Source organism: Kitasatospora sp. NPDC001309, from assembly GCF_042896295.1.
Classification (GTDB): domain Bacteria; phylum Actinomycetota; class Actinomycetes; order Streptomycetales; family Streptomycetaceae; genus Kitasatospora.
The window spans coordinates 101,091-122,938 of sequence record NZ_JBIAXC010000024.1; the positions used below are offsets into that span (position 1 = coordinate 101,091).

Here is a 21,848-nt window from a genome sequence, read left to right on the forward strand (position 1 = left end):
GCGGCGCACCACCCGGCGCGCGCGCCGGCCGCAAGCCGTGCGCGCCGGGGCGGGGGTGGGTGGGGCGGTGGGTGCGGTGCCCGGCTGTGGGGAGGTTGCGGGCGAGGCCTAGACTCTCGTGCTGCCTGCCCACCGACCGTCCACGACCCGTCCACCGGCCGTCCACCGGCCGCGGCCGGAACCGCCCCGGAGGAGCTCATGACCGATCGCACGACCTACCTCGTTCTCCCCGGGTACCAGAGTTCGGGCCCGGAGCACTGGCAGACCCGTTGGGAGGCCGCCGACCCGGAGGCCTTCCGCCGGGTCGAGCAGGCCGACTGGGACCACCCGGACCGGGCGGACTGGGTGGCGCGGGTGGACGCGGCGGTGGCCGCGGCCGCCGCCGACGGGCCGGTGGTGCTGGTGGCGCACAGCCTGGGCTGCGTCACCGCCGCCGACTGGGCGGCCGGTGCGGCCGCCGAGCGGACCGCCGCCGTGCGGGGCGCGCTGCTGGTCGCCCCCGCCGACGTGGACAACGCCGACGTGCCGGAGGTGTCGGGCTTCCGGCCGGTGAGGCTGGAGCGCCTCCCGTTCCCGACCGTCGTGGTCTCCTCCACCGACGACCCGTGGATCACCCCGGAGCGGGCCCGGGAGTTCGCCCGGGCCTGGGGCTCCCGTTACGTCGAGCCGGGCGCGTACGGGCACCTCAACGCGGACTCCGGGCTGGGCGACTGGCCGGAGGGCCGGAAACTCCTCATGGAGCTGTGAGCACATGACCGGGGGGACGATGGACGAGTGGACCGAACGGTACCGGCGCCGCCGGTCGCCGCGGGCCAGGCGGCTGCTGGCCCGACTGCTGCTCGCCGCGGGGGCGGCGGCCGTCCTGCTGTACACCGAGGGCCAGTGGGAGAGCCGCTCGGGCGGACTGATGCTGGTCGCCGACCTGCTGAACCGGCCGGAGCTGATGCTCGGCGGCGCGCTCGGCGCGCTGATCGCGGCCGCCTGGCTGAGCGACCGCCGCACCGCCGTACGGGCCGCCACCCGGGCGGTCACGGTGACCGCCGGGGTGGTGTTCCTGCTCGGCGTGCTGGCCGCGCACAAGGTGTCGGCGGCCGAGAGCCGCAGCCGGGAGGACGCGCCGGCCGGTGCGGAGCGCTCGCTGGTGGTGGTGCACCGCTCGTACGGCTCCGGGCCGCAGGCCGGTGAGCACTGGCAGGTGCTGCTGGAGAGCGGGCAGGGCTGGTCGGCCCGGCGCTGGCTGCTGGCGGACGTCGGCGGCGGCCCGGACGACGCCCGGCTGGTGACGGCGAGTTGGACGGGGCGCACCCGGATCACCGTGGTCACCGACTCCTACCGGCGGGTGTTCAACCTCGACCAGGACACCGGCGAGCCGGTCGAGGCGCGGTAGCGCCGACTTCGGCGGGAGGTGTCAGCGCAGCCCGAAGGCGTGGGCGGTGAGCGCCAGCAGGGCCGCGTTGCCCGCCGCGCCGAGCGCGGTGGCGGACAGGAAGCGGGCCGCCGTGCCGTCCGGGAACGGGTTGACGGCCATCGCGAGCAGGAACCCCGGCATCGTCCACACCACCGCCGTCCACTGCCGGACGGCGTTGGCCGCGCTCACCCCGCCGCGCAGTTCGCGGGCGGCGGCGACGGCGATCACCAGGTAACCGGCCAGGTAGCCGATCGAGGGCCAGAGGACGGCGGGGACGCCGAGGAAGCTGTGCGGCATGGCGCCCATCGTCCGCCGACGGGCCGCGGCCCCGCATGAGTACGGGTACTCATGCGGGGCCGCGGGCGTCACTGGTCCGACGGGTCCGGGGAGTCCGGCGGGGTGGTGGGGGCCGAGCGGCCGGTCGTGCCGCCGTCCGACGGGGAGTTGCCGCGCGGGCGGCCGGTCGAGCCCGGGCCGGGCGCCCCCGTGCAGGTCGCCGAGGACGGCGAGCCGGTGGGGGTGCCGCACCCGGGGGTCGGGCGGACCGGGTCCGGGATGTGGACCGTGGTGAAGTCCTGCTCGGGCATGGACCGCACGGCGTCGCTCATGGCCTGCTGCCAGATCGGCCCCGGGCCGGTCGCCCCGAACACCTCGGGCTGGTACTGGCCGCCGATCCGGATGTTGCGCATCGGCACCTTGACGCCCGGGCTGCCCAGCCAGACCGAGCCGGCCAGGTTGCCGGTGTAGCCGGTGAACCAGGCCGACTTCTTCTCGTCCGTGGTGCCGGTCTTGCCCGCGATCTGGCGGTCGTCGTCCAGCCGGAGGTCCCGCGCGGTGCCGCCCTTCTCGGTCACTCCGAGCAGCACGCTGTTGATCACGTCGGCGGTGTCCGGGGACATCACCTGGTCGCAGCGGGCCGGGGCCACCGGGACGTCCTTGCCGGCCACCGTGGTGATCCGGTTGATCGCCACCGGCGCGCAGTAGGAGCCCCGGGCGGCGAAGGTCGCGTAGACGTTGGCCATGGTCAGCGGGCTGACCTCCTGGGTGCCCAGGCCGAGGGCGGGCACCTCCTGCAACGGGTCGCCGCTCGCCTTGCCGGTCACGCCCAGCTTGTTGGCCATCTGCTTGACGGCGCAGAGCCCGATCTCCTGCTCCATCTGCACGAAGTAGGTGTTGACCGAGAGCGCCATCGCCTGCTTGAGCTGGTACGGCCCCTTCTCGCTCGGGCTCTCGTTGGGGATCGTCCCTTCCTTCCTGCCCTTGTTGAGGTTCTTCCAGGTGCCGTCGCAGGTCTTCATCGTCGGCCAGTCCATCCGGTTCGGCGAGTCGTACTGCTGGGTCGGCGACAGGCCGGCCTCCAGGGCGGCGGCGGCCACGATCGGCTTGAAGTTGGAGCCGGGCTGGAACCCGATGCCCCCGCCCATCGCCGCGTCCACGTTGAGGTTGACGACGGTCTGGTTCTTCTCCTTCGCCAGGCCGTACGGGCGGGTCTGGGCCATCGCCAGGATCTTGCCGCTGCCGGGCTCGACCATCGTCATCGCCGCCGAGACCGGGTCGGTGACGTACACCTTGGTGGAGACGGCGTGCTGGGCGGCGGCCTGCTTCTCCGGGTCCAGCGTGGTGTAGATGTTCAACCCGCCGGTGTCCCACAGCTTCTTGCGCTCGGCGGCGCTCTTGCCGTAGGCCGGGTCCTGCTTGACCACGTGGCGGACGTAGTCGCAGAAGAAGCCCATGCCGGCCTGGGCGGTGATGCAACCGTTCTGCGGGTCCTTGTAGTTGAGGCCCAGCGGGGCCGCCTTCGCCTCGGCCGCCTGCTGGGCGGTGATGTGCTTGTTCTCCACCATCTTGTCGATGACGGTGTCCCGGCGCTTCTGCGCGGCCACCGGGTGCAGCTTCGGGTCGTACTGGGTGGGGTTCTGCACCAGCCCGGCGAGCATCGCCGCCTCGGGGAGGGTGAGGTCCTTGGCGTCCTTGCTGAAGTACCGCTGGGAGGCGGCCTGGATGCCGTACGCCTGGTGGCCGTAGAAGGTGATGTTCAGGTAGTTGGTGAGGATCTGCTCCTTGGAGAGGTCCTCCTCCAGCTTGATGGCGTACCGCAGTTCCTGGATCTTGCGGCCCAGGGTCTTGCGCTGCGCCTCGCGCACCGCCACCGGGTCGTCCCCGGCCATCTCGACGTTGACGTTCTTCACGTACTGCTGGGTGAGGGTGGAGGCGCCCTGCACCGCGGCTCCGCTCTCCGCGTTCTTGGTGATCGCCCGCAGCACGCCCTTGAGGTCGACGGCGCCGTGCTCGTAGAAGCGCGCGTCCTCGATGTCCACCTGGGCCTTGCGGATCAGCGGCGACATCTGCTCGGCGGTCAGGACGGTGCGGTCGCGCTCGTAGACCTTGGCGATCAGGCCGCCCTTGGCGTCGAAGATCTGGGTCGCCTGGGTGAGCGGCGGGGTCTTGAAGTCGTCGGGGATGCTCTCGAAGCCCTCGGCGCCGCTCTTGGCGCCCAGGCCCATCGCGCCCGCCCCCGGGAGGATCAGCCCCGCCAGCAGGACGCCGCCCAGCACGCTGGAGCCGAGGAAGGTGGCCGCATGGCGCAGGATTCCGAGCGGGGTCTCACGGCGCCTCGGGCGCGGGACCCAGGTGTCGCCCGGGTCCGGGGCAGGTATGCGGCTCTTCGGTGACATAGTTCGAACATTACGGCCGTGAATCCCCACCGTGGGGGGCCTGTTGGCGAACTATTGTCACAAAATCGCGACAGGTTCGACTCATGTGTGAGGGTCGAACGTGGGTACACGCAGAAGCAAGGGCCGTTCGTCCACGGCCCGTTGCTCCTCCCCCGTCGGCGTCAGTCGGCGTCAGTCGGCGGCCGGGCAGTACACGTCCTCGGCCGGGCGGCGGCCCGTCACCAGGAAGTCCGTCACCACCGCGTCGCCGCAGGCGTTCCCGTTCGCCAGGTAGACGTCGTGGCCGCCGGAGTCGACCGTCACCATCCGCGCCCGGTCACCGAACGCCGCCCGCAGCTTGAGCGCGCCGGAGTACGGGGTGGCCGGGTCGCGCAGGTTCTGCGCCAGCAGGACGTTCGCCGGCCCCCGGCCGGTCACCCGCACCGGCGGCTCGGCGGGCGCGAACGGCCAGAAGGCGCAGGGCATCACGTTCACCGGCATGCCCGCGGTGAGCGGCCGGGCGGCCCGGTCGGCCGCCGTGTCCTTGGCGTAGGCCGCCGGGTCGGCGGGCCAGCGGACGTCGTTGCAGAGCGTGCCGACGGAGACCGCGAGGGTGTTCTGCACCGCCGCGTCGGGCGGCACCACCGGGGCGGGCAGCGGGCGGCGGCCGAGGCCCGCCAGCATCAGCCGGGCCAGGTCGGGGAACTTGGCGTCCGCGTACAGGCTGTTCAGCATGGACTCGCGCAGCACGTTGCCGCTCAGCTCGGCCGGGTTGGCGCCGGGCCAGGGCAGCGGGGCCGCGTCCAGCCGGGCGGCGAGGTCCAGGAACAGCGGGCGCACCTGCTCGGGGGTGTCCGCGACCCGGTCCGGGTTGTCCGGCGCCGAGGCCCACGCGGCGAAGTCGGGGAAGCGGTCCTCGGCGCCCTGGCCGAAGGCGGCCAGCCAGCCGCGGCCGACCTTCGACGGGTCCGGGTCGTCGTTGCTGTCCAGCACGATCCGGTCGGTGTGCCCGGGGAACATGGTGGCGTAGACGGCGCCCGCGTAGGTGCCGTACGAGGTGCCCCAGGCGGAGAGCTTGCGCTCGCCGAGGGCCTGGCGGATCCGGTCGATGTCGCGGGCCTCGTTGGCGGTGGAGATGCTGCGCAGCACCGGCCCCCCGTTGCGCGCACAGGTCTCGGCGACCCGGCGGGCGGTGGCCAGGTTGGTGTCGATCGAGCCGTCGACGGCCGGCCAGGGGCGCAGCTTGACCATCGCCAGGTCGGAGTGGTCCAGACCGCAGCTGACCGGGGTGGAGCCGCCGACGCCGCGCGGGTCGAAGCCGACCAGGTCGTAGCGGTCCAGGACGGACTGCGGGAGGCGCCCGACGGCGCTCGTGGGGAGGCCGGTCCCGGAACCGCCCGGCCCGCCCGGCACGGTCAGCAGCACACCGCGGCGCAGGCCCGGCTTGGCGGTGGCGATCCGGGAGACGGCGAGCGTGATCTGTCGGCCGTCCGGGTCGTTGTAGTCCAGGGGGACGGTGAGGTCGGCGCACTGCTGGCGGGGGTCGACCGGGCCCTGGCAGGTGGTCCAGTCGAGGCCGCCCGCGCCGGAGTGCTCCGGGACGGCGGCGGCGGCGGGAAGGGCGGTCAGCACGGTGACGGCCAGCGTGGCGAGAGTGGTACCGGTGAGCTTCGACATGCCCAAGAGTCTGCTGCGGCAGGGGAATCGGGCCCATGCCGCCAGCCGGTCGATCGGGGGTGGGGCAATCCCCCGACGGCGGACGGGGGCCGTCCCGCACCCGGCGGCGGCGCGCCGACCGTTCGTGTCCTGCGGGGTGACGGCGGGCCGGACGCCGATGATTTCGGGTGCTGTGGAGGAGAACTGAGGAGGCGTGAGGTGACGGCAGGGAACCCGCACGACGGGAACGCGCTCGTGCACGAGCACGATCACGATCACGCGCACGAGGAGCAGCAGCACCGGCACGAGGGGCCCGCCGCGCCCGTGGGGCACGGCCACGCCCACGGCCACGGCCACGGGCCCGCCGCGCCGGTCTCCGCCCGTCTGCGCACGGTGGTCGCGGCCGTGCTGATCCCGTTCGCGGTCGCCGTCGCCGTCGGCCTGGTGGTGCTCTGGCCGGGCGGGGTCCCGGCCCACCAGCACACCGGGGTCGGCTTCGACCAGCAGATCCGGCAGGGCCTGGTCACCCGGCTCCAGGAACTGCCCTGCGCCGACCTCGGCCCCGCCGACCGGGGCACCTGCCGGCAGGAGACCGTCGAGGTCACCGACGGCCCGGACCGGGGCCGCACCTTCACGGTGGTCGTCCACCCGTCCGAGTCGCGGCGCCACGAGGTCGGCGAGCGGGTCGTCCTCACCTCAGCGCCGAACGCCCCCGTGGAGCTGCGCTACAGCGTCGTCGACGTGGACCGGAACCTGCCGATGGGCGTGCTCGCCGGGCTGTTCGCCGTCGTCGTGGTGGTGATCGGCCGCTGGCGCGGGGTCGCCGCGCTGTTCGCGCTGGCGATCAGCTTCGCCGTGCTGTCGCTGTTCATCCTGCCCGCCATCCTGCGGGGTTCGGACCCGCTGCTGGTGGCGATCGTCGGCGCCAGCGCGATCATGCTGATCGCCCTCTACCTGTGCCACGGGCTCTCCGCGCGCACCTCGGTGGCGGTGCTCGGAACGCTGGCGTCGCTGGTCCTGATCGGGGTGCTCAGCCTGGTCTTCGCCGCCTGGGCGCGGCTGACCGGCGACACCTCGGAGGAGACCGGGCTGGTCCACGGCCTCTACCCCGGCATCGAGATCCGCGGCCTGCTGCTCGCCGGGTTCGTGATCGGATCGCTCGGCGTGCTGTTCGACGTGACGGTCACCCAGACCTCGGCGATCTGGGAACTGCACGAGGCCGACCCGACGATGGGCGCCGGCCGGCTGTACCGGACCGGCATGCGGATCGGCCGCGACCACATCGCCTCGACCGTCAACACCCTGGTGCTCGCCTACGCGGGGGCCGCGTTGCCGCTGCTGCTGCTGTTCTCCGTCGCGCACCGGACGCTGGTGTCGGTGGCCACCAGCGAACTGGTGGCCGAGGAGATCGCCCGCACCCTGGTCGGCAGCATCGGACTGGTCGCGGCGGTGCCGGTCACCACCGGGCTGGCCGCGCTGATCGCCGCCGCCGACCACCCCCGGACGGCACCCGTGCCCGCCGGGCGGCACCGGCCCGCCTGACACCCCGGCGCGGGGCGAGGCGAGGCAGGCGGACGGACGGGAGGTCAGAGGCCGAGCAGTCCCGGGTCCGAGGCCAGGGCGCGCAGCGGCTCGCGCGGGTCGGCGACCAGCCGGCGGGCCACCAGGTCGAGGATGCCGCCCACCCCGGTGACCTCCGCGGCCAGCACGCCGTCCTCGCGGGTCAGCCGCTGCACCACCTGGAAGGTCTTGCCCCCGCGCCAGACGAACGCGCAGCTGATCTCCACCGTGTCCCCGGCGCGCAGCTCCCGCAGGTACTTCACCGTGGTCTCCAGGACGACCGGGCCCACGCCCTTGGCCACCAGCTCGGCCTGGCGGATGCCGGCCGCGTGGAGGTACTCCCAGCGGGCGTGCTCGGCGTACTGCAGGTAGACGGCCTGGTTCAGGTGGCCCTGGGTGTCGGTCTCGTACCCGCGTACGGTGACCCGTGTGGTGAAGTCCTGATCGGTCATGCCCGCACGGTACTCCGGTGGGACGGGCGGGACGGCGTAACGTCCGTCACCCGCCGGGGACTACGGCAGGGTGAGGATCCGCGGACCGTCCTCGGTGACGGCGACGGTGTGCTCGATGTGCGCGGCCCGGCTGCCGTCGGTGGTGCGCAGGGTCCAGCCGTCCGGGTCGGTGTCGTAGTCGTCGCGGCCGCCGGCCGTCAGCATCGGCTCGATGGCCAGCACCAGGCCCGGGCGCAGCGGGTAACCCCGGCCGGGGCGGCCCTCGTTGGGGACGTGCGGGTCCTCGTGCATCCGGCGGCCGATGCCGTGGCCGCCGTAGCCGTCGAGCAGCCCGTAGCGTCCGGCGCGGGCCACCGTTCCGACGGCGTGGGCGATGTCGCCGATCCGGTTGCCGACCACGGCGGCGGCGATCCCGGCCTCCAGGGCGCGCCGGGTGGCATCGATCAGCTCGGCGTCCTCGGGCCGGGCGGGGCCGACGGTGAAGCTGACGGCGGAGTCGCCGCACCAGCCGTCCAGGACGGCCCCGCAGTCGATGCTCACCAGGTCTCCGTCGCGCAGCCGGTAGCCGTCCGGGACGCCGTGCACGACCGCGTCGTTCACCGAGGCGCAGATGACGGCGGGGAAGGGCACCGGCGCGAAGGCCGGCCGGTACCCGAGGAACGGCGAGGTCGCCCCGGCGGCCGTGAGCACCCCCCGCGCCACCTCGTCCAGCTCCAGCAGGCTCACGCCCGCGGCGGCCTCCCGCTGCACGGCCGCCAGCGCGTTGGCGACCACCCGCCCGGCCTCGCGCATCGCGTCGAGGGCGGCGTCCGACTTGAGTTCGACCATGGTGAACCTCTCCCCTGGATCCAATTCTTATACCGGTATTTGTATCACGGTTCCCCGGAAGGGTCGGGCGCCCTACACTCGACGGCATGGTGAGGACTCCGCTGACCCCGTGGGAGCGCGAGCGTGGGGAGCGCTTCGGGGCGCTGCTGCGTGAGGCGCGTGGCGAGCGCAGCATGGTCGAGGTGGCGGCGGTGGCCGGCGTCTCGGCGGAGACGCTGCGCAAGATCGAGACGGGGCGGGCGCCGACGCCGTCGTTCTTCACCATCGCGGCGCTGGCCTTCGCGCTGGACCTCTCCCTGGACGAGCTGGCGGGCGCCTGCGCGCTGCCCGAGGACGACACCGCCCTCTCCGCGTAGGACGGGCCCGGAACGGGGGACGGCCCGCCGGGCGCGGGGTGCGCCGGGCGGGCCGTCGTTCGCGGAGGGTGGTCAGCCGACCGAGCTGTTGTAGCTCTCGATCGCGGGCTGGAGCTCCTTGGCCGCGTCGGCGAGCGCCTGCTGGGCGGTCTTGCCGCCGGCCACGGTCTGCTCGATGGCCGTCTCCACGCCCTTGCGGGCCTGCGGCATCACGCCGAGCAGGCAGCCGGCGGTGGCCGGGGTGGGCTTGGTGGCCTTCAACTGGTCGATGGCCGTCTGGAACTGCGGGTACTTGCCGACCCACTCCTTGTCCTTGGGGTCGTCCAGGGACTTCTTGTTGACCGGGAAGTAGCCGGTACCGGTGTGCCACACGGCCTGCTGCTCCGGGCTGGTGGCGAACTTCTCGAACTCCCAGGCGGCCCGCTTCTCGGCGTCCGAGTGGCCGGGGCCGCTGATCCACAGCGAGGCTCCGCCGATCGCCGGGCCGCCCTGGTCGGCGGCCGTCACCTTCGGGAAGGGCGCGGTGCCGACGCCGAACTTGGCGGCCTCGGTGTAGCCGCGCAGCACGCCGGTGGACTCCAGGTGCATGGCGACCGTGCCGGACTTGAAAGCGGCCTGGGCGTCGTCGGTGACCCGGCCGGTGTTGGCCGCGTAGCCGCCCTTGACGAGGTCGGCCCACCACTGGACGATCTGCGCGCCCTGGGCGGAGTCGAACACGACCTTGCCCGCCTTGTTGCTGCGGCCGTTGTCGTTGTCGCAGTACATGGTGCCGGACTCGGCGAGCAGCTCCTCGACGAACCAGCCGTAGATGGCGGCGCCGAAGCCGTAGCGGACGGTCTTGCCGTCGGCGTCCTTCTTGGTCAGCTTCTTGGCCAGGTCACCGAGCTCGTTGAGGTCCTTCGGCGGCTGCGCCGGGTCGAGGCCGGCCTCCTTGAAGGCGTCGGTGTTCAGGTAGAGCAGCGGCATCGAGGAGTTGAACGGCATCGAGACCAGCTTGCCGTTGGCCGAGTAGTAGTTGCGGATGTTGGGGTCGAGGTCGTCCAGCGAGTAGCCGTCCTTGTCGGCGAAGGCCTGGGCGGGGACGGTCTGCTTGGAGTCGATCATGAAGCGGGTGCCGATGTCGTAGACCTGCACCAGGGCGGGGGTGCCCTTCTGCTGCACCGCGGCCTTGTACTTGGTGACCAGCTCGTCGTACTTGCCCTGGAACTGCGCCTTGACCTCGATCTTGCCCTGGTGGGCCGCGTTGAAGTCCTTCACCAGGCCGTTCAGCACGTCGGCGTTCTTGCCGGTCATCGAGTGCCAGAACTCGACGGTGGTGACGCCGGAGGCCTGGTCGAGCGCCTGGGCACCGGGCGCCCCGGCGTCGGCGGAACCGCCCGAGCCGGCGTCCGAGCCGCTGGAGCTGCAGGCGGTCAGGGACAGGCCGGCCACCAGCAGGGCCGCGAGCGCGCGTGCACTCTTCTTCACGAGGGTTTTCTTCTTTCCGGTTGACGAACGGGATGTACGGGCGGGATGTACGGGCGGAGCGGGTGCGGGCTCAGCGGACGGCGCCCGCGGTGAGGCCGCGGACGATGAAGCGCTGGCCGAAGACCACCAGGGCGAGGGTGGGCAGCAGGGAGAGCACCACGCCGGCCAGGATCAGGCCGGGGTCGGCCATCTCGGCGTCGCGCAGCGAGGTGAGGCCGATCTGCAGGGTCTGCATCTCGGCGGTGCGGGTGATGATGAGCGGCCAGAAGTACTGGTTCCAGGCCGACAGGAAGACGTAGATCGACAGCGCGGCCAGGGCCGGCTTGTTGAGCGGCACGACGATCCGCCACAGGAACCGCCAGTGCCCGGCGCCGTCGATCCGGGCCGCGTCGCGCAGTTCGCCGGGCAGTTGGCGGAAGGCCTGGCGCAGCATGAAGGTGCCGAAGCCGGAGGCGAGGAACGGCAGCACCAGGCCGAAGTAGGTGTTGCCGAGGCCCCAGCCCGACAGCGTCAGGTAGTTGGGGATGATGATGGCCTCCCAGGGGACCATCAGCGTCGCCAGGAACAGCCCGAACACCGCGGCCCGCGCCTTCATCGGCAGGAAGACGAAGGCGTACGCGGCCAGGATCGAGGTGACCAGCTGGGCGAGGGTGATGGCGGTGGCGGTGATCGCCGAGTTGGCGTACTGCCGGAACAGCGGGATGGTGTCCACCGCGCCGGAGAAGTTCCGGCCGGTCACCGAGTGGGGCACCAACGCCGGTGGGTAGGAGGCGAGTTCGGACGGCTCCATGAAGGCGCCGACCACCGCGTAGTACACCGGGAAGGCCACCGTGACCACGGCGACGGCGAGCAGCAGGTAGACGGCGGCGCGGCCCAGCAGGTCGCGCGGGGAGCGTCCGGCGAGGGGGCGGACCCGCGGGCGGGGCGGATCGGCCCGGACCTCGGCTTCGGTGACGACCGTGCTCATGCGTAGTGCACCTTCCGCTCCAGGACGCCGAACTGGACGGCCGTGCAGGCGAGGACGACCAGCAGCAGCACCACGGCCTGGGCGCTCGCCGTGCCGAAGTCGCTGGAGCCGTAGGCGAAGGCCTTCTCGTAGACGGAGTAGACCAGGGTCCGGGTGGAGCCGTCCGGCCCGCCCTTGGTGAGGATGTGGATCTGGCCGAAACTCTGCAGTGCGTGGACGGTGGAGACCACCGTCAGGAAGAACAGGTTCGGGCCGAGCATCGGGACGGTGATCGAGCGGGCCAGCCGCAGGCCGGAGGCGCCGTCGATCCGGGCCGCCTCGACGACCTCGCCGGGGATCGAGCCGATGCCCGCCGAGAGCACCAGTACGTTGTAGCCGAGGTTCATCCAGACCGTGGTCAGGGCCACCGAGAACAGCGCGTACCGGGATTCGGTCAACCAGCCGACCGGCCCAAGGCCGAGGTGCGACAGCAGGCCGTTCAGCACCCCGCTGGCCGGGTTGTAGAACACCGCGAAGACCACCGAGGCGCTGGCCACCGAGAAGGCGAAGGGCAGCGCGAAGGCGGAGCGCAGCAGCCGTACGCCCCGGATCCGGTTCTCCAGCAGCAGCACCAGCACCAGCGCGCCGAGCACCCCGGGCACCACGGTGAGCAGGGTGAACAGCGCGGTGGTGACCAGCGTCCGGCCGAAGTCGGCGGAGGCCAGCAGGTCGGTGTAGTGCTTGAAGCCGACGTAGCGGGAGGGCGCGCCGAAGAGGTCGTTGGCGTGTCCGCTGAGGTAGATCGTCCGTCCCAGCGGATAGCCGATGAACAGGACGAAGACCACCAGGGAGGGCAGCAGGAAGGCCCAGGCGAGCCCGTGCTCGCCCCATCGGCTTCGACGGCCCGCGAGGGGCACGGGGTGCGGTGCGGTCGGCATCGGTGGCACGTCCGCCTTTCGTGTGTTGGTTCCGGCCGAAACCGTGTCCTGCCCGAACGACGGCGCGGGAACCCCGCGGTGATCAACCGGTGTCCCCGGGATTACGCGTTCGCGTCAGATTTCGGCCGGTCGTGCGCGCAACAGCCGCTCCAGGAACGCCGAACGGCTCCGACGACCCCTTGGCGAAGGGGTCGTCGGAGCCGTCACGGGCGGGCTCAGGCGGTGACGCCGCCGTCCAGCACCAGGTCGGCACCGACGGTGTAGCCCGCCTCGTCCGAGGCCAGGTACAGCACGGCGGCGGCGATCTCGGCGACCGCGCCGGCCCGGCCGACCGGGACCTCGGCCTTCATCCGCTCGCTCTTGGCGGTGTCGCTCTCGCCGGGGCGGGTCGACATCGGGGTGTCCACCGGGCCCGGGCTGACGGTGTTGATCCGCACGCCCTCGCCGATGTGGTCACGGGCGGCGGAGCGGGTGAGCGCGGTGACGGCGGCCTTGCTGGCGTTGTAGGCGCCCGCGCCCTCGGCCCGCTTGTGGACGCCCAGGTTGGACGAGACGTTGACGATGGCCCCGCCGCCGTGGGCCCGCATGTGGCCGATCTGGTGCTTCATCGCCAGCAGGGTGCCGGTCACGTTGACCTCGAAGACCCAGCGGAACTGGTCCTCGTCGATGTCGGCGACCGGACCGGCCGCGCCGAACACCCCGGCGTTGTTGACGGCGACGTCCAGTCCGCCGAACTGCTCGACGACCTCCCGGACCAGCCGGGCGGCGTCCTCGCCGTTCGTCACGTCGCCGGTCAGCGCGACGGCCTTGCCGCCGGCCCGCTCGATCAGCTCGACGGTCTCGGCCAGCGGGCCGAGGCTGCGCCCTGCGACCGCGACCCGGGCGCCCTCCCCGGCGAAGGCGAGCGCGATCCCCCGCCCGATGCCGCTGCCGCCGCCGGTGATGAGGACGGACTTGTCGGCGAAACGCGTGCTCATGAGCTGAACTCCTTGGTCCGAGTGGTGCATTCAGGTGTGTGGGTGGTGCTCTTGGTGGTGGTCTTGGTGGTGCTCTTGGTGGTGGTCGTGATGGTGGTCTCGGCGATGGTCTCGGTGGTGACCTCGCTGGTGGCCCCGGTGACACCGGCGGCACCGGCCCGGGGCAGGACCGCGACCGCGACGGCGGTCAGGGCCAGCCCGGCGGCGGCCGCGGCGAAGGCCGCCGCGTAGCCGCCGACGACGGTCGGGCGGGTGGCGGCGAGGGCCATCAGGGCGGCCAGCCCGGCGGTGGGGCCGAGCTCCATGGCGGTGTTGAGGACGCCCGCCGCCAGGCCGGTGCGTTCGGGTGCCACCCCGCCGGTGGCGAGCACGGCCGCCCCGGCGAAGGAGGCGGCGGCGCCGGCGGGCAGCAGGAGCAGTCCGGGCAGCAACCCGGTGGGGTAGCCACTGGCGGGGTCGAGCCCGGCCAGCAGGGCGAGTCCGGCCGCCTCCAGGGCGAGGCCCGCGGCGGTGACCGGCACCGGACCGTACCGGGCGGTCAGCGGCCCGGCCAGCCGCCCGGACAGCAGCAGGGCGACCGCGTACGGCACGAACGCGGCGGAGGTGTCGGCCGCGCTCCAGCCGCGCAGTTGCTGGAGGTAGAGCGAGAGCAGCACGAAGGCCAGGGCGGTGCCCGCGGAGGTCGCCATCACGGCGACCAGGGCGGTGGCCCGGCGGCGGTCGGCGAGGAAGCCGGGCGGCAGCAGCGGGTCGACGGTGCGGCGTTCGGCGGCGGCGAAGGCGAGCAGCAGGAGCACGCCGCCGGCGAACGGTGCGAGCACGCCGGGGCTGCTCCAGCCGTGCTCGGTGGACGCCACCAGGGCGTAACTCGCCGCGCAGACACCGGTGGTGGCGAGGAACGCGCCGCGCAGGTCCAGTGCCGGGCGGCGGCTCGCGGGGGCGGGTCCACGGTCGGGGTCGGGGCCGGATGCCGGGACGGCGGCGGGTACGGGCTCGGGCAGGGTGCCGGAGCGGAGCAGGCCGACCAGTGCGACCGCGACGGGCACCGCGAACAGCCAGCGCCAGGAGACCACGGCGCTGACCGGGCCCGACACCACGCTGCCGGCCGTCGCACCGAGTACCGAGAGTCCGCCCCAGGTGGCCATCGCCCGCCGGTAGGCGGCGGGTTCGGGGTGCAGCCGGCGGACCACGGCGACCGCCGCCGGGGCGGCGAGGGCCGCGCCCGCGCCCTGGACGAAGCGGCTCGCCAGCAGGACGGGGTAGTCCGGTGCGAGGGCGCAGGCGACCGAAGCGGCGGCGAGCAGCGCCAGGCCCCAGCGGAGCACCGGACGGCCGCCGTGACGGTCCGTCAGTCGCCCGCCGAGCAGCAGCAGGGCGGCGAAGGAGAGGCCGTACGCGGCGCTGAGCAGCAGGACGTCGGACGGGCCGAGCCCGAGCTCCCGGGCGACCAGGGGCAGCGGAACGGTGAGGATCATGATCGTGAAGATCAGCACGGCCTGGACGACACCGAGCAGCGCGAAGCTCCCCCGCGCCGTCGTGGTGACACTCATGGATTCCCCCCACACCAAATTTTTAAGAACGTTCGGTCCAAAATCAAGGCAGCAAAAGCCGGTGGAAGCCGGCGGAAGACGATGGAGGACGGCGCAGGACGCCGGGCCGACCGAGCCGGAGACACCCCCGTGGGCCTCCGGTCCGGGCCGGCGCTCAGTCCAGCAGCGCCAGCGCCTGCTCGGCGGCGTCGCGCACCCGGGGCCCGCCCTCGGCGGTCTTGCCCACCACCCGGATCCCCTGCAGCAGCACCACCAGCATCCGGGCCAGCGCCCGCGGCTCCCGCCCGGCGGACAGTTCGCCCTGGGCCCCGGCGCGCAGCAGGGCGGCGGTCAGCGCCGTCTCCAAGTGGTCGTAGCTGACCTCCACCCGGCGGGCCGCCGCCTCGTCGTGCGGGGCGAGTTCGACGGCCGTGTTGGTGATGAAGCAGCCGCGCCTGCGGTCCTCGCCCCCCATTCCCGCGTATCGGCGCACCAGGGCGCGGACGGCCGGCAGCACCGGGCCGGGCTGGGACAGCTCGGCCAGCAGGCCGGGGTCGTGCTGTTCGTTGTAGCGCTCCAGCGCACGCAGGTAGAGCTCGTGCTTGCTGCCGAAGGTCGCGTAGATGCTGGCCCGGGCGATGCCCAGCCCTTCGACCAGGTCGGCCATCGAGGTGGCCTCGTAGCCGCGCTGCCAGAACAGTTCGAGAGCTGCCTGGAGCGCCGCGTCCGGGTCGAATTCCTTGGTCCGTGCCATGACCGGAACAGTAGCCCTTTCGAGACCGCTCGGTCAAGAAAGAGCGAGGAGTGGTCCAGACCGTTATCTGACGGAGCATTGCCAAGTGGACTAGACCAAGCCTACCCTTACCGCCCCGTCCCTCCTTCTCCCCCACACCCGCAGGAGGCGTTCCGGCATGCCCGCACACATCCCCCCGAACCCCCGGCAGGCCGTCGAGGCCGCGCGACCGCTCGTCCTGACGGTCTTCCGGATCGTCGTCGGCCTGCTCTTCGCCTGCCACGGAGCCGCCGCGCTCTTCGGCGTCCTCGGCGGCACCAAGGGCGGCGGCAGCATCCCGGCCGGCCAGTGGCCCGGCTGGTGGGCCGCACTCATCCAACTCATCGGCGGCGTCCTGGTGTTGCTCGGCAGCGGCACCAGGACGGCCGCGCTGCTCTGCTCCGGCTCGATGGCCTACGCCTACTTCACCGTCCACCAGGAGCACGCCCTGCTGCCGCTGCAGAACGGCGGTGAGGCCTCGGTGATGTTCTGCTGGGCCTTCCTGGCCATCGCGGTGCTCGGCTCCGGCCCGTACTCCCTCGACCGGCTGCTCGCCGCCCGCCGGCCGGCCGCCGAGCCCAGCCCCCAACCCACCTCGACCGGCTGAGCCTCAGCCCTCCGCGAGGTACCGCTCGACCGTGGCGACCTTGGCGGTGAGGCCGTCGGTGACCCCGGCCCGGTCGTCGATCTTGATGACCGTGCTCACTCGGTCGCCGTACGCCTTCACCGCCTCGATCGCCGCCCTGATCACCGGCATGACCTCGTCCCACTCCCCCTCGATGCTGGTGAACATCGCGTCCGTCCGGTTCGGCAGCCCGCTCGCCCGCACCACCCGCACGGCCGCGGCCACCGCCTCCCCCACGTCCTCGCCGATCCCCAGCGGGGTCACCGAAAAAGCTGCGATCACGGTCCGTACTCCCTACCACCCGACGACAACGGCCACGGCCCGGAGGCGACTCCGGGCCGTGGGCCAGGCTAAGGCGTGTCGGGACCATCGGCCGTGGCGCGGCGCGCGTTCCACGGGCCTCACCCGACGGGGGATCCGTAGGGGGCATCCAGCAGTGCCAGGGCTCCGGGGTGGACCAGCGCGCCCGGCAGGCGCGGGTGGGGGGCCAGCACGCCCGCCGCCAGCAGCCGGTCGAGGGCCGGGGCCGGGTCGTGCGGGACGCGTCCGCGCAGCCAGTCCGCGGAGACCGCCGGGCCGGCCCGCAGCCAGGTCAGGACGGCCGTCTCGGCGGCCCCTCCCCCGGTGTGTTCGAGGGCCCGGTCGATCAGGGCTCCGTAGGCCTCGACGGTCGCGGTGCGGTGGCGGGCGGTGTCGGTGACGGTCCGGGCGAACAGCTCGCCCCAGACCGACCAGTGGCCGTCCGCCGCGGCGACCACCGCCTCGTCGTGCTCGGCCCGGTGCCGCTCGACCCAGCCCTCGATGTCGAGCAGCAGCCCCGGCAGCAGTCCGGCGCCCACCAGGTCGCACTCGGCGAGCAGCCGGGCCGTCCGGCCGTTGGCGTCGGGGAACGGATGGATCGTCAGCAGCCGGACCATGCCGAGCGCCGCGGCGTCCAGCGGCGGCGAGGTGGTCCGGGTGCCCCACTCGTACCAGCGCCGGACGTGGTCGCGCAGTTCGCCGCCGGGCCGGACGGCCATCACGAAGCGCCGCCCGTCCGGCCAGTCCACCCTGGAGCCGCCCCGCCGGAAGCCCCCGCCGTCGGGGATGTTCGGGTCCCCGGCGACGAGCATCCCGTGCAGTTCGGCGAGGGCCTCCGGGGTGAAGCAGGGACGGCGGTCGGGCCGTTCGGCGCGTTCCGCGCGGACGGAGTGCACGGCGACCAGGGCGGCCGAGGCCCGGGCCTCGGCGGCCGCGGCGACCAGGGCGGTCACCTGGTCGCCGGTCAGACCGGCGAGGTGGCGGTGGTGCATCTTCAACCGGTAGCGGGGACGGTGGAACAGGTCGGGGTCGCCGAGGTGCCGGCGGACGGCCGCGTCGAGCGCCGCCAGGGCGGTCCCCGCGGCGGTGCGGGCCGCCGCGGGGACCACCTCGGCGTCCAGCGGCGGCACGACGGGGACGACCCGCCGTACCGCCGGACCGGAGGAGTGGAAGGACATCAGGACGGGACCGGCCTCAGCAGGAGCGTCCGGTCGCGATGCCGGTCGGGGCCGTGACGTTCACGTACTCGACGTCGTACGCGCGGCCGTTCCAGGTGGTGATCTGGTAGGTGACGGTCTGGTACTCGACGTAGAGCGCCCAGGTGTCACCCGGGTTGAGCGTGATGTCGATGGACTGGCTGCGGGTGAGGTTCGTGTTGAGCTTGGTCCCGAGGGCGGCCGTGAGCACGTCGCCGGCCTTCGCCGTGAGGTTCGCGCTGGTCTCGAAGTTGATGGTGTAGCCGATGGTCTCGGCGTGCTTCTCCGGGATCTTGCTGCCGTTGCGGTAGCAGTTCTGGCGCTGCTCCCAGGTCTTGCCCGACGACCAGACCCGGGCGTTGTTCCCGCTGTCGCCGCCGCTCCCGCCGCCGCCCCAGCTCATCGGGGGGATGTTCGGGTCGGCCGGGGTGGGCGGCCGGGTGGCCCTGCCGTCGACCTCGACCCTGGGCAGGGTGGTCGGACCGGTCACGACGACCGGCGGCTCGCTGACGTTGGTGCCGGGGACGATGACGGTCTCCTCGCCGCCACCACCACCGCCACCGCCGTAGCCGCCGCCCGGGTCGCCGGGGAAGCCCGGGTCCGGGTCGCCCGGTTCGGGCGTGGGGTCGTCGTCGCACGTGGAGGTGTGGTCGTCGGCACAGGAGGCGTACGCCGTGAACGGGGTGACGACCGCCGGCACCGCGGTGAGGACGGTGGCGCCGAGTGCGGCGGCCATGGCCATGTTTCTGAGCTTCACTTCTGCTCCGGGAAGGGGATGGTGGGAACTCCGGGGACGGGACGGGTGATCGGCGTCCGGGGTGTGCCGAGCCGCGCGGGAGGCGGCTCGGCGCGCCCGTTCCGGCGACCGGCGTCCAGTCTTCGCGCCGGCGGCCACCACAGCATTGGGGAAACCCCTACGACCGGCCGACCCGCGCGCTCAGCGGGAGCCCGCGGGTTGGTTCCCCGGCGCGCCCGCGGGGGAGAGCGCGGCGGCCAAGGCGATCCTGGACCGCACTCCGGCCCGGCGGAAGATCCGGGTGAGGTGGGCCTCGACCGTCTTCGGCGACACCGCCAGGGCGCGGCCGATGTCGTTGTTGGACAGGCCGAGGGCCACCATCCGGGCGATCTCCCGCTCCCGCTCCGACAGCGCCGCCGGCGCCGTCCCCGCAGCCCGGGCCGGACGCGGCCGGCGCGCGCCCAGCCGCCGCTGGAGGTCCACCGCCTCCCGGTGGAGGCGGCGCGCCCCCGAGCCCTCGGCGAGCGCCTTGGCCCGGTTCGCCTGCTCCAGCCCGGCCGCCTGCTCGCGCGGTCCACGGGTGGTGAGTTCCGCGGCAAGCAGCAGCCGGGCCCGGCACTCCATCGGGACCAGCCCGCCGGCCCGGAACGCCGCGACCGCCTCCCCCAGCGCGCCGACCGGATCCGGCACGGCGTAGGACCGGGCCAGCGCGGCGTACCCGCGCTGGCCCGGCAGGCCCGGCAGCAGCACGTCGCAGGACGCCCGGTCCGCCCACCCGCCGGCCTGGTCGCGGTCGCCCAGGGCCGCGGCGGCCCGGGCCGCGTGGGCGTACCAGATCGAGCTGGCCGGCCGGGCCCCGCCGTGGTGCCGCGCGTGTCCCACCGCCGACCGGATCAGCTCCAGGCCCTCCCCGGGCCGTCCCTGCTCCAGCCGGACCTCGGCGAGGATCCCGGCGGTGGCCGTCCAGAACCGGCCGCCCGCGCCGCCGAGTTCCCGCACGGCCCGCTCCGCCGTCGGCGCGGCGGCGTCCGGACCGTCCCGCAGGATGGTGGCCCAGGCCTGGAGGGCGAGCGCGAAGCCGAGCAGGGCCGGCCGGTCCATCCGCCGGGCGTCCCGCTCGGCGTCCCCGGCCGACCGCAGGGCATCGGTCAGCCGTCCGACGCCGACGGCGGCGTAGGCGTGCGCCAACCGCAGGTGCGGCAGCACGACCAGCTGCCCAGCCGTCCGGGCGAGCCGGATCCCGCGCGCCGTGTGCCGGAGCGCGTCCTGGTGCCGCTCGGCGAGTGCCTCGGACCAGCCGAGTTGGGCGAGGGTGTCCAGGAGCGGGACCAGTTCGGCGTCGCCCGTCGAGTCCACCAGGGCGCCGGCCTCCCCCGCGCGGCGCAGCAGCGCGGGGACGTCCCCGGCCAGGGCGCCGCAGTGGGCGAGGCGGACGGTGGCGGCCGTCCGGAGCCGGCGGTCCCGGACGTCCACCGCGTGCCGGAGCAGCTCCTCGGCCAGGGGCCGGGCGCGGTGGTGGGCGTTGCGCAGCAGCGCGACCGTGCACAGCTCCAACCGCAGCGGGCCGGCCGGCCCGGTGGCAGAGGCGGTGCCGGCCCGGGCCGCGCTCGTGGTGTCGGCCCTGGTCGTCTCGACGGCCCCGGCCCCGGCCCCGGCCCCGGCTCCGGCTCCGGCTCCGGCCGTACCGACCTCGGGCCCCGCCGTCAGGGCGAGTTCGGCAGTCAGGAGGGCCTCCGCCCGGCCGTACTCGCCGAGATGGCGCTCGATCATGGCGTGGAAGAGCACCAGCTCGGTGTCCGCCCGGGTGCGCGGCGCGCCGGGCGGCCGGGCGATCCGTCGCAGCAGGTCCCGGCACTCACGCAGCCGCCCGGCGGCTCCGAGGGCGCGGGCCAGGGCTGCCGTCAGCCGCGGCCGAAGCCCCGCGCCGTCCTCCCGCACCAGGCCCAGCGCCGTGCCCAACCAGGCCGCGGCGGCGCCCGGTTCGGTGTCCCGCACCTGCTCCGCCGCCGCCGCGAGCAGCTGGATCGCGGCGAGGTCGCCCGGTTCGGCGCCGCGGGCGAGGTGGGGTGCGCACCGCGCCGGGTCGGCGCCCGCCTCCCGCAGGACGCGGGCGGCGCGGGCGTGCGCGGCCCGGCGCCAGCCGTGCGGCGCCTCGCGGTAGACGACGGCGCGCAGCACCGGGTGCCTCAGTCGGCAGCGCCGCCCCTCGGTGTGGTCGACGCGGACCAGGTCCAGGCCGATCAGCCGGTCGAGGGCCAGGGCGGTTGACTCCCTTTCACCGGTGGCTGGTTGGGGAGGTTCGCCGGGGCCGGCCGGGCCGGTCGTGGCTGCGGGTGCGGCCAGCTCGGTGAGGTGCGCGGGGTCGAAGTCCTCGCCCAGCACGGCGGCGGCCCGGAGGACGGCGCGCTCCACGTCGTCCAGCGGGGCGAGTTCACGGGCCAGTGCGGCGCCCGCCACGGCGACCGCCTCGTCGGACAGCAGCCACGGGGTGACTCCGCCGGGCGGCCGCAGCGGCCCCGGTGACCGGGCCAGCACCCGGAGGTAGAACGGGTTGCCGTCGGCGGCCTCGTGGCGGGAGCGCCGCCGTTCGGCGTCGGTGCCGGGACCGGGCGGTCCGGCGGCCGGGGTGTGCGGCAGCGGGCCCGGCCGCAGCCGCTCCACCCGGTAGGCGTCGTCGGGCTCGGCGAGGCCCGCGGTCAGCGCGGCGGGGCGTTGGCGGGGGCGCAGCGAGCAGACCAGGATCAGCGGCACCCGCGGGCGGGGGCGGTGCAGCAGGTGGGCGAGGAGGTGGACGGAGGCGTCGTCGGCCCAGTGCAGGTCGTCCAGACAGAGGGTGAGCCGCCGGCCGGCGTCGGCCGCCGTCCACAGCAGGTCGGCGATGCACCGGCGCAGCTGCGGTCGTCCCGGATCCGCCGTCGACTCCGCCCGTTCACCGTCGGGTTCATCGGCCGCGAGGCCGGTCAGCAGGGCCAGGTCCGCCGGGTCGAGGGCGGCGGCGACGCCGGGCAGTTCCAGGGCGCGGGCGACCGGTGCGCGGAAGAGCCCGTACGGCCGCTCCCGATCGGCTGCCGGCACCCGGCCCGCCAGCACGGTCAGTCCGGCCCGCTCGGCCAGGGCGCGCCATTCGGTCAGCAGCCGGGTCTTGCCGATGCCCGGCTCCCCGGCGATCTCCAGCAGCCAGGGTCCGGCGTGGGTCCGGGTGGTGAGGACGCCCCGCAGCCGGGCGACCTCCCGTTCCCGGTCGTTCAGGGGCTCTTCCGCAACGGACGGCCGTGTCCGGTCCAGGGGCGTGCCCATGGGTCCCTCCCTCTCCACGGGTGGTAGCAGCGGGGCACAGCCTGCTCGAACGCGGATCCGGAATCGTCAGGGGAAGCACGTAATCTCTGTACGTATCTCCCGCGCCGCCGGTGTCGGGGCGCTCGCGTGCTGTCCCCGGCCGCGCCGGCCC

The 21,848-nt window shown here is 74.1% G+C and carries 20 protein-coding genes; 5 read left to right on the forward strand and 15 right to left on the reverse strand.

Annotation, left to right across the window (positions count from 1 at the left end; genetic code table 11):
* Positions 1-198 precede the first annotated feature (198 nt).
* A complete protein-coding gene (locus ACFY2K_RS23670) occupies positions 199-747 on the forward strand; it encodes an RBBP9/YdeN family alpha/beta hydrolase (RefSeq protein ID WP_380525030.1) in 549 nt (182 codons plus the stop codon).
* Between the two features lie 4 nt (positions 748-751).
* Positions 752-1,387, forward strand: a complete 636-nt coding sequence (locus ACFY2K_RS23675; RefSeq protein ID WP_380525029.1) for a hypothetical protein — start codon at positions 752-754, stop codon at positions 1,385-1,387.
* Between the two features lie 21 nt (positions 1,388-1,408).
* Here the strand turns inward: ACFY2K_RS23675 and ACFY2K_RS23680 are convergent, their stop codons facing one another.
* The 3 genes from ACFY2K_RS23680 to ACFY2K_RS23690 all read right to left on the reverse strand — a co-directional run bounded on the left by ACFY2K_RS23680 (position 1,409) and on the right by ACFY2K_RS23690 (position 5,739).
* On the reverse strand, positions 1,409-1,705 hold the full coding sequence (locus tag ACFY2K_RS23680; RefSeq protein ID WP_380643440.1) for a hypothetical protein: 297 nt from the start codon (positions 1,703-1,705) through the stop codon (positions 1,409-1,411).
* 68 nt (positions 1,706-1,773) lie between these two features.
* On the reverse strand, positions 1,774-4,083 hold the full coding sequence (locus tag ACFY2K_RS23685; protein ID WP_387713792.1) for a transglycosylase domain-containing protein: 2,310 nt from the start codon (positions 4,081-4,083) through the stop codon (positions 1,774-1,776).
* 171 nt (positions 4,084-4,254) lie between these two features.
* Complete coding sequence (locus ACFY2K_RS23690) at positions 4,255-5,739, reverse strand: alpha/beta hydrolase (protein WP_387713794.1); 1,485 nt, start codon at positions 5,737-5,739, stop codon at positions 4,255-4,257.
* 198 nt (positions 5,740-5,937) lie between these two features.
* Between ACFY2K_RS23690 and ACFY2K_RS23695 the strand changes: the two genes are divergently transcribed.
* A complete protein-coding gene (locus tag ACFY2K_RS23695; RefSeq protein WP_380531212.1) occupies positions 5,938-7,260 on the forward strand; it encodes a YibE/F family protein in 1,323 nt (440 codons plus the stop codon).
* Between the two features lie 44 nt (positions 7,261-7,304).
* Here the strand turns inward: ACFY2K_RS23695 and ACFY2K_RS23700 are convergent, their stop codons facing one another.
* The gene (locus ACFY2K_RS23700) at positions 7,305-7,730 is read right to left on the reverse strand and encodes an acyl-CoA thioesterase (RefSeq protein WP_380408287.1); all 426 of its coding nucleotides are present in this window, start codon (positions 7,728-7,730) and stop codon (positions 7,305-7,307) included.
* 60 nt (positions 7,731-7,790) lie between these two features.
* Positions 7,791-8,558 (reverse strand): type I methionyl aminopeptidase, encoded by a 768-nt coding sequence (gene map / locus ACFY2K_RS23705; protein WP_380643446.1) that lies wholly within the window; start codon positions 8,556-8,558, stop codon positions 7,791-7,793.
* 86 nt (positions 8,559-8,644) lie between these two features.
* On the opposite strand from map, the gene ACFY2K_RS23710 reads away from it, so the two are divergent.
* Positions 8,645-8,914, forward strand: coding sequence for a helix-turn-helix domain-containing protein (locus ACFY2K_RS23710; RefSeq protein WP_380408291.1), 270 nt, complete (start codon positions 8,645-8,647; stop codon positions 8,912-8,914).
* Between the two features lie 72 nt (positions 8,915-8,986).
* Here the strand turns inward: ACFY2K_RS23710 and ACFY2K_RS23715 are convergent, their stop codons facing one another.
* From ACFY2K_RS23715 to ACFY2K_RS23740, 6 genes are all read right to left on the reverse strand, one after another.
* Entirely contained in the window at positions 8,987-10,381 is a 1,395-nt protein-coding gene (locus tag ACFY2K_RS23715) for an ABC transporter substrate-binding protein (RefSeq protein ID WP_375897405.1), read from the reverse strand.
* A 70-nt stretch (positions 10,382-10,451) separates the two neighbouring features.
* On the reverse strand, positions 10,452-11,348 hold the full coding sequence (locus ACFY2K_RS23720; protein WP_380531221.1) for a carbohydrate ABC transporter permease: 897 nt from the start codon (positions 11,346-11,348) through the stop codon (positions 10,452-10,454).
* A complete protein-coding gene (locus tag ACFY2K_RS23725; protein ID WP_380408295.1) occupies positions 11,345-12,265 on the reverse strand; it encodes a carbohydrate ABC transporter permease in 921 nt (306 codons plus the stop codon). Before ACFY2K_RS23725 ends, ACFY2K_RS23720 begins: the two co-directional genes overlap by 4 nt.
* A 215-nt stretch (positions 12,266-12,480) precedes the next feature.
* A complete protein-coding gene (locus ACFY2K_RS23730) occupies positions 12,481-13,242 on the reverse strand; it encodes an SDR family NAD(P)-dependent oxidoreductase (protein ID WP_380531225.1) in 762 nt (253 codons plus the stop codon).
* Positions 13,239-14,792: an MFS transporter gene (locus tag ACFY2K_RS23735; RefSeq protein ID WP_387713799.1), complete on the reverse strand. Its 1,554-nt coding sequence runs from the start codon at positions 14,790-14,792 to the stop codon at positions 13,239-13,241. Before ACFY2K_RS23735 ends, ACFY2K_RS23730 begins: the two co-directional genes overlap by 4 nt.
* A gap of 154 nt (positions 14,793-14,946) precedes the next feature.
* The gene (locus tag ACFY2K_RS23740; protein ID WP_387713800.1) at positions 14,947-15,525 is read right to left on the reverse strand and encodes a TetR/AcrR family transcriptional regulator; all 579 of its coding nucleotides are present in this window, start codon (positions 15,523-15,525) and stop codon (positions 14,947-14,949) included.
* 157 nt (positions 15,526-15,682) lie between these two features.
* Here ACFY2K_RS23740 and ACFY2K_RS23745 point away from each other — a divergent pair, with 157 nt between their 5' ends.
* Positions 15,683-16,150, forward strand: coding sequence for a DoxX family protein (locus ACFY2K_RS23745; RefSeq protein WP_387713803.1), 468 nt, complete (start codon positions 15,683-15,685; stop codon positions 16,148-16,150).
* Between the two features lie 3 nt (positions 16,151-16,153).
* Here the strand turns inward: ACFY2K_RS23745 and ACFY2K_RS23750 are convergent, their stop codons facing one another.
* The 4 genes from ACFY2K_RS23750 to ACFY2K_RS23765 all read right to left on the reverse strand — a co-directional run bounded on the left by ACFY2K_RS23750 (position 16,154) and on the right by ACFY2K_RS23765 (position 21,697).
* Positions 16,154-16,450 carry an MTH1187 family thiamine-binding protein gene (locus tag ACFY2K_RS23750; protein WP_380531236.1) on the reverse strand — a complete coding sequence of 99 codons (297 nt, stop codon included), beginning with the start codon at positions 16,448-16,450 and terminating at the stop codon, positions 16,154-16,156.
* A 119-nt stretch (positions 16,451-16,569) separates the two neighbouring features.
* Positions 16,570-17,646, reverse strand: coding sequence for a Fic family protein (locus ACFY2K_RS23755; RefSeq protein ID WP_387713806.1), 1,077 nt, complete (start codon positions 17,644-17,646; stop codon positions 16,570-16,572).
* A 16-nt stretch (positions 17,647-17,662) separates the two neighbouring features.
* Positions 17,663-18,421, reverse strand: a complete 759-nt coding sequence (locus tag ACFY2K_RS23760; protein ID WP_380587787.1) for a DUF6426 family protein — start codon at positions 18,419-18,421, stop codon at positions 17,663-17,665.
* A 180-nt stretch (positions 18,422-18,601) separates the two neighbouring features.
* Positions 18,602-21,697, reverse strand: coding sequence for an AAA family ATPase (locus tag ACFY2K_RS23765; protein WP_387713809.1), 3,096 nt, complete (start codon positions 21,695-21,697; stop codon positions 18,602-18,604).
* Positions 21,698-21,848: the final 151 nt, after the last annotated feature.